15 protein-coding genes and 1 pseudogene are annotated in these 11660 nt (G+C 69.2%); 8 read left to right on the top strand and 8 right to left on the bottom strand.

Going from position 1 to position 11660, the window contains the following annotated elements; all coding sequences use genetic code 11:
* Both rfbC and CCN51_RS23630 read left to right on the top strand, forming a co-directional pair.
* Nucleotides 1-541 (top strand): dTDP-4-dehydrorhamnose 3,5-epimerase (rfbC, locus tag CCN51_RS23625; RefSeq protein ID WP_107426056.1); only part of this gene is annotated, 541 nt, incomplete at its 5' end.
* 7 nt (nt 542-548) lie between these two features.
* The gene (locus tag CCN51_RS23630) at nt 549-1892 is read left to right on the top strand and encodes a glutamate-1-semialdehyde 2,1-aminomutase (RefSeq protein ID WP_014182127.1); all 1344 of its coding nucleotides are present in this window, start codon (nt 549-551) and stop codon (nt 1890-1892) included.
* Between the two features lie 28 nt (nt 1893-1920).
* Here CCN51_RS23630 and CCN51_RS23635 read toward each other — a convergent pair whose 3' ends face one another.
* A complete protein-coding gene (locus CCN51_RS23635) occupies nt 1921-2601 on the bottom strand; it encodes a phosphatase PAP2 family protein (RefSeq protein WP_014182128.1) in 681 nt (226 codons plus the stop codon).
* Between the two features lie 56 nt (nt 2602-2657).
* Between CCN51_RS23635 and CCN51_RS23640 the strand changes: the two genes are divergently transcribed.
* The 3 genes and pseudogenes from CCN51_RS23640 to CCN51_RS59305 all read left to right on the top strand — a co-directional run.
* Complete coding sequence (locus CCN51_RS23640) at nt 2658-3098, top strand: transposase (protein ID WP_014182129.1); 441 nt, start codon at nt 2658-2660, stop codon at nt 3096-3098.
* 234 nt (nt 3099-3332) lie between these two features.
* Entirely contained in the window at nt 3333-3704 is a 372-nt protein-coding gene (locus CCN51_RS59300; protein WP_063647584.1) for a PLP-dependent lyase/thiolase, read from the top strand.
* Nucleotides 3705-3727: 23 nt separating this feature from the next.
* A pseudogene (locus tag CCN51_RS59305) lies at nt 3728-4243 on the top strand (pyridoxal-phosphate dependent enzyme); the annotation flags it as partial.
* 169 nt (nt 4244-4412) lie between these two features.
* Here CCN51_RS59305 and CCN51_RS23650 read toward each other — a convergent pair.
* The 5 genes from CCN51_RS23650 to CCN51_RS23670 form a co-directional block, all read right to left on the bottom strand.
* Nucleotides 4413-5249: an oxidoreductase gene (locus CCN51_RS23650; protein ID WP_014182130.1), complete on the bottom strand. Its 837-nt coding sequence runs from the start codon at nt 5247-5249 to the stop codon at nt 4413-4415.
* 16 nt (nt 5250-5265) lie between these two features.
* On the bottom strand, nt 5266-6138 hold the full coding sequence (locus tag CCN51_RS23655) for an NmrA family NAD(P)-binding protein (protein WP_086860063.1): 873 nt from the start codon (nt 6136-6138) through the stop codon (nt 5266-5268).
* A gap of 84 nt (nt 6139-6222) precedes the next feature.
* Nucleotides 6223-7098, bottom strand: a complete 876-nt coding sequence (locus tag CCN51_RS23660) for an NmrA family NAD(P)-binding protein (protein WP_014182132.1) — start codon at nt 7096-7098, stop codon at nt 6223-6225.
* 69 nt (nt 7099-7167) lie between these two features.
* Nucleotides 7168-7833, bottom strand: a complete 666-nt coding sequence (locus CCN51_RS23665; protein WP_014182133.1) for a winged helix-turn-helix transcriptional regulator — start codon at nt 7831-7833, stop codon at nt 7168-7170.
* Nucleotides 7830-8144, bottom strand: a complete 315-nt coding sequence (locus tag CCN51_RS23670) for a hypothetical protein (RefSeq protein ID WP_043488279.1) — start codon at nt 8142-8144, stop codon at nt 7830-7832. The genes CCN51_RS23665 and CCN51_RS23670 overlap by 4 nt, the downstream gene beginning before the upstream one ends.
* 265 nt (nt 8145-8409) lie before the next feature.
* Here CCN51_RS23670 and CCN51_RS57760 point away from each other — a divergent pair, with 265 nt between their 5' ends.
* Nucleotides 8410-8769: a TetR/AcrR family transcriptional regulator gene (locus CCN51_RS57760; RefSeq protein ID WP_014182135.1), complete on the top strand. Its 360-nt coding sequence runs from the start codon at nt 8410-8412 to the stop codon at nt 8767-8769.
* 5 nt (nt 8770-8774) lie between these two features.
* Nucleotides 8775-8951: a hypothetical protein gene (locus CCN51_RS57765; protein WP_014182136.1), complete on the top strand. Its 177-nt coding sequence runs from the start codon at nt 8775-8777 to the stop codon at nt 8949-8951.
* 72 nt (nt 8952-9023) lie between these two features.
* Here CCN51_RS57765 and CCN51_RS23680 read toward each other — a convergent pair whose 3' ends face one another.
* Nucleotides 9024-9539 (bottom strand): carbonic anhydrase, encoded by a 516-nt coding sequence (locus tag CCN51_RS23680; protein WP_211303247.1) that lies wholly within the window; start codon nt 9537-9539, stop codon nt 9024-9026.
* Nucleotides 9540-9827: 288 nt separating this feature from the next.
* A complete protein-coding gene (locus CCN51_RS23685) occupies nt 9828-10496 on the bottom strand; it encodes an HD domain-containing protein (RefSeq protein WP_063647586.1) in 669 nt (222 codons plus the stop codon).
* Nucleotides 10497-10569: 73 nt separating this feature from the next.
* Between CCN51_RS23685 and CCN51_RS23690 the strand changes: the two genes are divergently transcribed.
* A complete protein-coding gene (locus CCN51_RS23690) occupies nt 10570-11526 on the top strand; it encodes a GlxA family transcriptional regulator (protein WP_043488284.1) in 957 nt (318 codons plus the stop codon).
* Nucleotides 11527-11660: the final 134 nt, after the last annotated feature.

The following is an 11660-nucleotide window of genomic DNA, read 5'->3' on the forward strand; positions in this document are numbered from 1 at the left end:
CGAAGTCCCGGCGATCGCCGGCGCGTACCTGTTCGAGCCGACGCCGTACGCCGACGAGCGCGGCTTCTTCTGCCGCACCTTCGACGCCGACGTGGTCCGCTCGGTGGGCCTCGACCCGGACGCCTTCGTTCAGGACAGCCTGTCCCGCTCGGTCCGGGGCGTGCTGCGCGGCCTGCACCTGCGCTCCGGCGCCGGCGAGGCCAAGCTGGTGCGGTGCTCGTACGGGAGGATCTTCGACACCGTCGTGGACCTGCGGACGGACTCGCCGACATACCGTAACCGGGCCTTCTTCGAGCTGTCCGACGAGACGCAGGTGACCCTGTACATCCCGGCGGGGTGCGCGCACGGCTTCCAGGCGCTGACCGAAACCGCCGACGTCTCGTACCGGATCGACCGCCCTCACGATCCGGCCGAGGACGTGACGATCGCCTTCGACGACCCGGAGCTCGCCATTCCCTGGCCGCTGCCGGTCACATCGATGTCCCAGCGGGACCGGGAGGCGCCGAGCCTCGCCGAGGTCCTGAAGCAAAAAGAGAGTTGAGGTCGGCGTGAACCCCCAAGACGCTGAAGACACCGGAGAGTTCCTCCTGCCCCGGTCGCGGATGGCGAACGAGCGGCTGCACGCCATCATCCCCGGGGGCGCGCACACCTACGCCAAGGGCGACGATCAGTACCCGGAAAACCTCGCCCCGGTCATCAGCCACGGCCGCGGTGCCCACGTGTGGGACATCGACGGCAACCGCTACATCGAGTACGGCTCCGGCCTGCGGTCGGTCAGCCTCGGCCACGCCCACCCACGCGTGATCGAGGCGGTGCGGCGGGAACTCGACCGCGGCAGCAACTTCGTCCGGCCGTCCATCGTGGAGCTCGAAGCCGCGGAACGCTTCCTGGCCACGGTGCCGACCGCCGAGATGGTGAAGTTCGCGAAGAACGGCTCCGACGCCACCACCGCCGCGGTGCGCCTCGCCCGCGCCGCCACCGGGCGCCCGCGGGTGGCCATCTGCGCCGACCATCCGTTCTTCTCCGTCGACGACTGGTTCATCGGCACCACGCCGATGTCCGCCGGTGTTCCGGCAACGACCAACGAGCTCACCGTGGCGTTCCCATACGGGGACCTGGCCGCCACGGAGGAGTTGCTCACCCGGTACCAGGACGAGGTCGCCTGCCTGATCCTCGAACCCGCCAGCCACACCGAGCCGCCGCCCAGGTACCTCGCCGGTCTGCGCGAGCTGGCCGACCGGCACGGCTGCGTACTGATCTTCGATGAGATGATCACCGGCTTCCGCTGGTCCGAGGCGGGCGCCCAGGGCCTGTACGGCGTCGTCCCCGACCTCTCCACGTTCGGCAAGGCGCTGGGCAACGGATTCGCCGTCTCCGCGCTGGCCGGGCGCCGCGATCTGATGGAGCTGGGCGGGCTGCGTCACTCCGGCGACCGGGTGTTCCTGCTGTCCACCACGCACGGCGCGGAAACGCACTCCCTGGCAGCAGCGATGGCCGTGCTCACCACCTACGTCGAAGAGGGCATCACCGCGCGGCTGCACACCCTCGGCGAGCGGTTGGCCGCCGGTGTCCGCGACGCCGCGGCCAGCATGGGCGTCGGCGACCACATCGTCGTCCGGGGCCGGGCCAGCAACCTGGTCTTCGCCACCCTCGACGAGAATCGGCAGCCGTCGCAGCAGTACCGCACCCTGTTCCTGCGCCGGCTTCTCGCGGGCGGGGTGCTGGCCCCGTCGTTCGTGGTGAGCAGCGCGCTCGGCGACGCCGACATCGATCACACCGTCGACGTGGTGGCCCAGGCATGTGCGGTGTACCGGAAGGCACTGGAGGCCGCTGACCCCACCCCCTGGCTGACCGGACGACCGGTGAAGCCCGTATTCCGCCGCTTGGCATGACGTGCACGTGACCTGCCGTGACGTGACGTCAGCGACGCTCCCGCCGACCGGCGTCGGCCATCCGAACGACCAGCCAGTCAGCCATCCGGTCGACCAGCCACGCGGTCGCCGGTATCACCGCCAGCGCGGTGCACCAGCCGCCGAGGACGTCGGTCGGGTAGTGCGCACCCAGGGCGACCTGCGCCCAGCCCATGGCGGCGCCGGCAACCAGCGCCGCGGCGAGTACGAGTGATGTGCCGGCCGTCCTGCCGAGGCCGAGCCGGCCGGTCGCGAGCAGCGCCACCACGAGGGCGAGCGCGGTGACGAAGGCGGTGTGCCCGCTCGGGTAGGACAGGTTCCCCTCGTGGATGGTGCGTCCCACGAGGGACTTGAGCAGCGTCGCCGTCCCCACGGCCATGCCGACGCCGGCAACGATGAGCACCGCCGCGCGAGGACGCCGAAGCAGCAGGCAGCCCGTCACGGTGGCCACGACCAGCGTCGCCGCGCCCACGGGCTCCCCCAAGAAGTCCGTGGCCAGAGCGACGTGCCGCCACGGCGGCCCCACACCGTCCACCGCGGCCCCGATCCGCGCGTCCACCTTGCCGGGCTTGCTGTCGTCGGCATACAGGACCCCGAGCACGACGACCACCAGCGCGGCGAGGGACGCCATCAGCCCGAGCCACGCGCGCAGCGATGGGGGCAGCACCGCGGGCGCCGACCGGCCGGTCACACGCCCACCGTCTCCGGTCGACCTGCGGTGCTTTGCCAAATACGCAGCAGTGGTTCATGCCCCAGTCCCCGTGGGACCACGAGCCGGTCAACGACCGGCGGATCGACCTGCCGATGCCCGCGCCGACGACCGCGCGGCACGACGGGGGGGCGTTGTTTCCGGACGACTCCGGTGACGTCAAGTCCGGGCGCGCCACGGGCTATGTGTCCCGTCAGTACCGCGGCTCCCGCGGGCAGGCCGGAAACGGCATTGTCGCGGCCACCGCCGCCCGGGCCGATGAGCCCGTGCACCACCCGCCGCACACCGTGCCCTACCAGCCGACTCCCACCCTGCCCCAAGAGCCCGCCGATCCAGCGTTTCGCACCGAGGGCCAACTGGCCGCCCACCTTCCAGGCCCACTCCGGCCAAGCGATCCAACGCCACTGAAGCTGGTCGACGTGCTCTTCGGCTCCTGGCCGGCGCCAACTCCCCACCAACGCGCCCCCCGTCGTGTCTGACTTGGGAATCAGTCGCTACTTGGCACCCTAACCAACAATGCGGTCGCGGCAAACGGCCTGTACGACCTGGGCAAGCCTCGCCAGCGCAATCGAGGTGGGGCGGGGACGGCTCGGGCACGCAAGATTATTGCGTGCCGGCGTGAAAATCCTCAATCGCGTCGATCGAGCGTTCGACTAGCGTCTGCCGGGTCCGAAAGCCCTCGACTCTGGAAGGCGGCACGGATTGAGAAGGCCATGCGGGTGGTCGACCCGGTGTTCCTCAATACCCCGCAGTACGTGGACGAGCAGCTGTGCCGCGCACTGGGCGGGCGGACGGTGACGGTGAAGCTGGAGACGGCCAATCCGGTGCGCAGCTTCAAGGGCCGGGGCGCCGACCTGATGCTGAGCACGCTCGCCCCGGGCACACCGGTGGTGTGCGCCGGCTCGGGCAACTTCGGGCAGGCCGTCGCGTATGCGGGGCGGGCCCGCGGGATGCCGGTGGAGGTGTTCGTGCCCGAGACGGTCAACCCCGCCAAGAGGGCGCGCATGGAGGCCTTCGGCGCGCGGGTGGTCAAAACGGGTCTGACGGCGCATCGGCGCGCGAGGCCGCGGCCGCCCACGCCGTAAACCATCCCGACCGGGTCCATGTCCAGGACGGCCTGCATGCGGCGGTTGCCGAGGGGGCGGGGACGATCGGGGTCGAGCTCACTCGCGGCATGCGCTTCGACGCCGTTGTCCTGCCGGTCGGCGACGGCGCGCTGATCAACGGCGTCGCACGCTGGATGAAGGAACACACCCCCGGCACCCGGATCGTGGGCGTCAACGCCGCAGGTGTCCCATCGATGCGGGAGAGCCTGCGCGCCGGTCGCCCGGTCACCGCCGAGCGCGGCGTCACCTTCGCCGACGGCATCGCGGTGCGCACCCCGCTGGAGGCCTCGGTGAGGCGGGCCTGCGAACTGGTGGACGAGATCGTCCTGGTGACCGACGAGGCCATAGCCGCCGCCATGGAGCTGGCGGCCCGTACGCTCGGCGTCGTGCTGGAGCCGGCCGGCGCGGCAGGCCTGGCGGCGATCGCCGGGGGCGCGGCTACTGACCGACAGGCGCACAGGCTTTTCGGCCCGCCGTTTCCCCGCGGCCTGAGGCTCTTGCAGCCTCCGGCCCCGTAACGCAGGTGCCGCGGGGAACTACGCACAGCAATCGGTGAGGAATGCCCGCCTGGACGGCATCACCGATGCTTCCGTTGCCGCGAAGTTCCCCGCACTGCTGGGCGGCGCAACAGCTTCGCGTCAGCGGCTGGGTATGTCCGGACTGGTTGGTTCTGACCCGGCTACCCGGCTACCCGGCGTCGTGGTCGGTGGAGAGGGCGACGTGCCGCCAGGCGTCCAGTTCCTTGCGGAAGTTGTCCAGCTTGGCGTCGAAGGCTTGCAGGGTGTCGGCTCCGAGCTGGAGGCGCAGGGGCGGCTCGGGGGCGGCGGCCATCTCCACGATGGCGCGGGCGGCCTTGGCCGGGTCGCCGGGCTGGGCGTGGTTGAGCCCCGTAGCGGCCTCACGCATGGTGCCGGCGGTGGCCGCGTAGTCGTCGATCACGTCGGTGCCGGTGTGCAGGCTGGTCGGGTCGAGGAAGTCGGTACGGAAGAAGCCCGGTTCCACGAGCGTCACGTGGACGCCGAGGGGGGCCAGTTCGGTGTGGAGGGTCTCGGTGAATCCTTCGACGGCGAACTTCGTGGAGGCGTAGATGCCCCAGCCCGGCGCGGTGGCGAAGCCCACGATGGAGCTGATGTTGATCACATGGCCGGAGCGCTGGCGCCGCAGTACCGGCAGTGCGGCGCGTTGGACGGCGAGCGGGCCGAACACGTTGGTCTCGTACACCGCGCGGACCGCGGCGTCGTCGGACTCTTCGACGGCAGCGAGCAGGCCGGTGCCGGCGTTGTTGACCAGGACGTCGATGCGTCCGAACCGTTCGACTGCTGCGTCGACGGCCGCCTGGATGCTCTCGGGGTCGGTCACATCCAACGGTACGGCCAGCAGCGCATCACCCGCATCGGGGAACTGCTCGCGGACGGCTTCCGCCTTCCGTGCGGTTGCCACCGCCTGATGTCCTGCCGCGAGCGCCGCGCGCGTGATTTCCAGGCCGAACCCACGGGACGATCCTGTGATGAACCAAACACTCATTGTTTTCTCCTGGGTTTCAGGTGGTGTGTGAGTCGTAGAACGCCCGGTTCTGGGCGACGAAGCTCTCGACATCGAGGGGGTCGGTGCCGCCGATCTTCTTCACGAGGTCGTTGGTGCCGGCGAAGATGCCGTTGCGGTAGTCGACCGCGACGGCGAGAAGGTGCTGGATCATGTGGGGCGATGTGCCGCGCTTCTTCAGGATGGCGGCGAACGCGTCGAGGTCGATGGGTACGTAGGTGACCTGACGGCCGAGCGCCTGCGACATCCTCTCGGCGATCTCGTAGTGGTTGAGCTCCACCGGCCCGTACAGCGGGTAGATCCTGCCGGCGTGCGGGGCGGGGTCCTCCAGGATGGCCGCGATCACCCGTGCCTGGTCACTGGCGGCGATCGGGGCATGGCGTCCGTCGGCGAAAGGAAACCGCAGCTCGCCGCTCCCGTCCCACATGTTGATCAGCCACTGGGCGAAGAAGGTCGGACGGATGTGGGTGACGGCCGCCGGGAAGCGCTCCAGCACACGCTCCGCGACCCAGTGCTGGCGTGCCGCGTTGCTGGCGGAATCACGGCGGGCGGAGACCTGCGACATGTTCACGATCGCCTGCACCCCGTTCTCCTCCGCCGCCAGGGCCACGTTCGCCGTGGCGTCCATCAGGCCAGGAAGGATCGGATAGGTGAAGTACAGGGCATCGATCCCCCGCATCGCCTCCGCCAAGGAGTCGAGGTCCTGGACATCGCCTTCCACAAGCTCTGCCCCGAGGCCGGCAAGCCTCTGGGCACGTTCGTCGATCCGGCGGACGAGCGCGCGGACACGATGACCACGCTGAAGCAGCAGTTCGGCGGTGTGGCCACCGGTCTGGCCGGTCGCCCCGATCACGAGCAGATTGCGTTCCATGAGGGTGATTTCCTTTTTCCAGGCACAGCCCCTCCGCGTAGGGACGGAAGGAGCTGGGCCTGACGTGCTGATGGTCCTGAGGGTTCAGTCGGTGTGCAGGTCGAAGGCCGCCCGGTTCTGGGCGACGAAGCTCTCGACATCGAGGGGGTCGGTGCCGCCGATCTTCTTCACAAGGTCGTTGGTGCCGGCGAAGATGCCGTTGCGGTAGTCGACCGCGACGGCGAGAAGGTGCTGGATGAGGTGTTCCGGCGCGCCGCGTTTTTCGAGGATGGTTCTGAACTCGTCGAGGCTGATGGGCACGTAGGTGACCTGATGGCCGAGCGCCTGCGACATCTTCTCGGCGATCTCGTAGTGGTTGAGTTCCACTGGCCCGTACAGCGGGTAGGTCTTGCCGGCGTGCGGGGCGGGGTCCTCCAGGATGGCCGCGATCACCTTTGCCTGGTCGCTTTCAGCGATCGGGGCGTGGCGTCCGTCGGCGAAGGGCAGGCGCAGTTCGCCGGTTCCGTCGGCCCAGGTATCGATCAGCCACTGGGCGAAGAAGGTCGGACGGATGTGGGTGACGGCCGCCGGGAAGCGCTCCAGCACACGCTCGGCGACCCAGTGCTGGCGTGCCGCGTTGCTGGCGGAATCACGGCGGGCGGAGACCTGCGACATGTTCACGATCGCCTGCACCCCGTTCTCCTCCGCCGCCAGGGCCACGTTCGCCGTGGCGTCCATCAGGCCGGGAAGGATCGGGTAGGTGAAGTAGAGGGCATCGATCCCCCGCGTCGCCTCCGCCAGGGAGTTGAGATCGAGGACGTCGCCTTCCACGATCTGCGCCCCGAGGCCGGCGAGCCTTTCGGAGCGCTCATCGGCACGGCGGACGAGCGCGCGGACGTGGTGGCCGCGCTGAAGCAGCAGTTCGGCGGTGTGGCCACCGGTCTTGCCGGTCGCCCCGATCACCAAAAGATTGCGGTCCATGAGTTTTTTCCGTTTCTAGAGAAGTGCCGATGTCGGGAAGTGAGTGCTTTGAGCGGGCGCCGTACGGGCTCAGGGGGAGGTCGTGCGATGTCCGTCGGGCAGGCGGAACAGCTCGAAGAACAGCCGAGCGGTGTCAGGCTCGCCCTCCACGACAAGTCGTCCTGAGGCCACCGCGTCATCGACGGCGACCTGCCCCTTCGCGAGGGCGTAGAACGTTTCCTTTTCGCAGATCAGGCGCAGACCGGGCGTCAACGGCGCCGGACCGGTCTCCACCCGTACCCGCTCGCCGTCGCCCTGCAGCCACAGCGTCTCGTCGCCGACCACCAACTCTGTGAGGGTGTCGAAGCGCGCCGCCTGGTCCGTAGCCGTGAGGTGCATCGCCACCACGGACCAGGCGGCGCGGTCGGTGTAGCCGGGCGGCGGGTCTCCCAGACCTGCGCCCCACTCGGCGAGGCCGGCGAGGACCGGCATCAACGCATGGCCCCGGTCGGTGAGTTCATAGGCGGCGACGCGGCCCGGACCGGGCAGCGTGGTGCGACGCAGCACGTCATGCTGCTCGAGGTGCTTGAGACGTGCGGCAAGAAGGCTGGTCCCCATGCCCGGCAGGGCCGACAGGAGGTCTCCGTAGCGGCGGGGGCCCAGGGCAAGCTCCCGCACGATCAGCAGCGTCCACCTCTCACCCAGCACATCGAGCGAGCGGGCGATGAAACAGGTCTGTTCGTAGGAGCGGCTCATCGTGCCACCTCGGCCGCCGACGTCGCCGGGCACGCGGAGGGCGCGGAGGGCGTTGCCATCGCGGCGGGTACGGGAGCGGACAGCCTGACCCTGCCCAGGGGGTCGGGGATGACTCGCTGCACCTGTACCCGCTGTACGTCGGGTTCGCCGGCGCGTCGGCCCGCACCCTCGGACGCGAACTCGGCCATCCGGGCGGCAGCGCGGTGTGCTTCGGTGCTGTCTGCTGCGCCGTCCACCAGATAGAAGTGCTCAACGATCACTCCCACCGCAGAACGGCGGCGGAATCCGACCATCCACTTATTGTCGCTCATCGACCTTCCCCTTCCCGGTCGCGCTCACATGCCTGGGACCAGAGACTACTGCACTACTTCTAGAACACGTAGTCGTTGCTACTCCTTTTAGAACTACCGCGGGGCTGAGAACCTTCCCGGTACGGCTGACAAATTTCGGTGCGCCCCAGGGGCAAGCGGAAGCGAGGGGTTCGCGATCGGGCGGCCCCGGCTCTCCGGCCCGCACCAGGCCCTCCCGCACCCCGATGGCCCGCGCCCAGTGGGCGCCGGCTGCTGGTGACCCCGCGTGGCGGGAGGCCCGGCTGTCAGGGCGTACGGCGGGGGTGGAGGACCAGCAGGACATGCTGGTCGGTGCTCGCGCGGCGCGCTGCCCCTGCTACGCGAACGCATCGTCAAGGCGGCCGCCGAGCTGATCTACGAACACGGTGCGCAGAACACCAACAATGAGCAGATCCGCGCAGCCGCCGGGGTCAGCGGCTCGCAGCTGACGCGCCACTTCCCCACCAAGGAGTCCCTGGTGCGCGCGGTGCTCGCCTGGCAGGCCGACGGCATCGTCGCCCGCCACCAGGCGCCCGAGCGCCCTCCCACCGGGACACGGTGGCCGATGGCTTCGAGCGGTGACAGGAACTGTTCAAGCGCGGCCTGAGCAAGATGCGCGAGCGCGGCGAACTGCGGCCGGAGGCCGACCCTGCCGCGCTCGCCCACCTGCTCGCCGCCGCGTTCCAGGGCGGAGCACTGCTGGACCAGGCGGCCGGCGAGTCCACACCCCTGCGTAACGCGCTGTACGGGGCCCTGGCCTACATCGAGTCATTCGCCGCCGAGCGCTGACCGTTCCGGCCGGGCGGAACGTCTGATGGACCGAGGCCGGCGGGCCTCGGTCCATCCGCTGCGCACGGATTACTACGCGACCTCGGCGGGAACGTCGCGAACGACCTCGGTCAGCTCACCGGAATCGATGTCGTAGAAAAGGCCGTAGATCTCAATGTGCTTCGGGGTGCCCGGGCTGTTGCGGATCAGGCTTACGTCGTAGTTGAGCGACTTTTCGAAGTCGGCGATGGAGATGCCGTCCCAGTCGTACAACGACGAGATGTCGGTGTGCTGCTCATGCTTCCACGCAGCGGTGATTCCCTCCGCCGTGAAGGAGGTGGCGCCGCAGAAGGAGTGGTGTACGACAACAACCCGCTCGATTCCGAAGAGGTGCTGGGAGACCGTGATCGAGCGAAGAGCGTCCGCCGCGCGCCCACCCCCGACGATGAGGGGGAACACCGTCGCTGTTGAGCCCATCTTCCTGCCGGTCTCGTCGAGGAGAAGTTCGCCGGGGTAGACCTCGTCGCCGAAGTAATCGGCCACCGCCTGCGCAGCCCCGGCCGCCCGGGGGTCGAAGCAGTACATGGCGATCGTCCTGACGGGAATCACACTGGCGATGATCTCCCGAGCCGCTGCTTCGTTGTAACCCGGCTGTCCTTGGAACGTGAACTCTGCAAAATCCGACACTGCTTGACTCCGGTTCTCACGGTTGACTCCCCGGCTTTCTTGGCAAGCCAGGAACGTTTCGCATATGGATTGGGGCCGAGGCACCGCCTCTGCGGCCTTCCGCTCGGCGATGACCGGGGCGGACCCGATCGGGTGAAGGGCGCCTCGGGCAGACCCGGAGACTCGCCTGCGGAGGCTCACCGGCTCACCCACGGCGGTGAGGGCTCTTCGCTACTCCCCCCACGGCCCATTGACCACGCCGCGCTCCATGGAGGTGACGCCATCCGCCGCCCGCTCCTGCGCAAGGTGGTGGGCGAGCGCGTAGGGAGGCGCGGCTGTCTCGGAGCGGGCACCGTGGGCAAGGACTTCGTCGGCCAGATGGCGGGCCATCTCAAGCCGCGGATACGCGGCATGGATCCGACTCTGCTCCTCGGCCACGAGGTCGGCATTCTTGCCGAAGTCGATCCAGATGCCTTCGTAGGTCAGGTAGGTCAGCAGCCCCATTCGTTCGGGGATCTGCGGCGTGGTGTGCAGAGCGATGGCCTCCCAGACCTTGTCGACATCCCCGACCGGGGCGCCGAGACCGGTCAGCACGGCGGCGGCGAGATCGGCGCCCTCCATCTCGAACCGGAGCCGGCCCGGTGCGTCCGGGCCGGTTCCCAGGTCGTGCATCACGTTGGCGGCGAAGAGGAGCTCCTCGTTGTAGTCCGCGTCGTTGAGAACTCCCCGGTGGGCGGCGAACAGCCGGGCCCAGTAGAAGCCGCGGATGCAGTGGTTCAGTACGGACGGATGCACCGCGGCCCGCGCCGCGGCGAGGCTCGCCTCGACCAGCGGCCCGGAAGGGAGGGCGAGTACGTCGCCGTGCAACCCGTTCCGGAGGGCAGGAGGAGTGTTGGTCATGTTTTGACGCTACGAGAGCAGACCTCGTACAAAAAGTGGCACGGATGCCAATCAGCGCTACCATCGTGCCACTATGACGAACAGACATCGCGTTGCGGTGCTCGTGCTGCCCGGTGTGCTCGCGCTTGAATTCGGCACTGCTACGCAGATCTTCTCGACAGACCCGCACTACGAGCTGACCGTGTGCGCCGAAAGCGGGCCCGGACCCGTGCCCGGATCCGGCTTCGCGATCACCGTCACAGCCGGCCTCGAAGCGCTGGACGACGCCGACACCGTGATCATCCCGGGTTACGACGACCTCGACGCGATCCCGTCAGCGGAATTCCTGACGGCGCTACGGGCGACTCACGCCCGAGGCGCCCGACTCGTCTCCATCTGCACCGGAGCCTTCGCCCTCGCCGCGGCCGGACTGCTCGACGGGCGCCCGGCCACCACGCACTGGCGGCAGGCCGAGCAACTGCGACGGCGCTACCCGCACGTCGATGTCCTGCCGAATCAGCTCTACGTCGACGACGGCGACATCCTCACGTCCGCCGGCGTGACGGCTGGGATCGATCTGTGCCTGCACCTGATCCGCACCGACCTGGGCGCGGCGGCGGCGAACACACGCGCACGCGATCTCGTCGCACCGCCTCGGCGACAGGGAGGCCAGGCACAGTTCGTCGAACAGTTCCGCCCCGAAGCCAGCGGAGACGAGCTCGCTCCCCTGCGGGAGTGGATGCTCGACAACCTCGCAGACCCCCTCACCGTCGACGACCTCGCGGAACAAGCCCATATGTCCCGGCGGACCTTCATCCGCCGCTTCCGCGAGGAGACCGGCACTACGCCGATGGCCTGGCTGACCGACGCACGCATCGACCGAGCACGCGAACTGCTGGAGGCGAGCGCTGTGCCCGTCGAACAAGTCGGTCGCCTCACCGGCTTCGGCGCTCCCGCCTCCCTGCGGGCCGCCTTCCACCGGCACCTCGGCACCTCGCCCCAGGAATACCGGACTCTGTTCCGCCACAAGACGGAGCCGGCGCAGACCTGACCGCGCAACCCACCAGCCCGCGCGTGAGCGCTCAGGAAGCGTCGGAGACGACGGGGCGGGACGCCTGCTGGGACCGGGCCCGTGCCGTAAGCGGGAGTCCTTCGAATGCTTGATCGGCAACGCGCTGCAGCGCG

The sequence above is a fragment of the Streptomyces milbemycinicus genome (assembly GCF_002154605.1).
Taxonomy (GTDB): Bacteria; Actinomycetota; Actinomycetes; order Streptomycetales; family Streptomycetaceae; genus Streptomyces; species Streptomyces milbemycinicus.

Bases quoted from the DNA above. Each gene is read 5' to 3' on its own strand.
- CCN51_RS23640 (WP_014182129.1), top strand. From the start codon at position 2,658: ATGCCCCAGTCCCCGTGGGACCACGAGCCGGTCAACGACCGGCGGATC.
- CCN51_RS59300 (WP_063647584.1), top strand. From the start codon at position 3,333: ATGCGGGTGGTCGACCCGGTGTTCCTCAATACCCCGCAGTACGTGGAC.
- CCN51_RS23650 (WP_014182130.1), bottom strand. From the start codon at position 5,249: ATGAGTGTTTGGTTCATCACAGGATCGTCCCGTGGGTTCGGCCTGGAA.
- CCN51_RS23655 (WP_086860063.1), bottom strand. From the start codon at position 6,138: ATGGAACGCAATCTGCTCGTGATCGGGGCGACCGGCCAGACCGGTGGC.
- CCN51_RS23660 (WP_014182132.1), bottom strand. From the start codon at position 7,098: ATGGACCGCAATCTTTTGGTGATCGGGGCGACCGGCAAGACCGGTGGC.
- CCN51_RS23665 (WP_014182133.1), bottom strand. From the start codon at position 7,833: ATGAGCCGCTCCTACGAACAGACCTGTTTCATCGCCCGCTCGCTCGAT.
- CCN51_RS23670 (WP_043488279.1), bottom strand. From the start codon at position 8,144: ATGAGCGACAATAAGTGGATGGTCGGATTCCGCCGCCGTTCTGCGGTG.
- CCN51_RS57765 (WP_014182136.1), top strand. From the start codon at position 8,775: ATGCGCGAGCGCGGCGAACTGCGGCCGGAGGCCGACCCTGCCGCGCTC.
- CCN51_RS23685 (WP_063647586.1), bottom strand. From the start codon at position 10,496: ATGACCAACACTCCTCCTGCCCTCCGGAACGGGTTGCACGGCGACGTA.
- CCN51_RS23690 (WP_043488284.1), top strand. From the start codon at position 10,570: ATGACGAACAGACATCGCGTTGCGGTGCTCGTGCTGCCCGGTGTGCTC.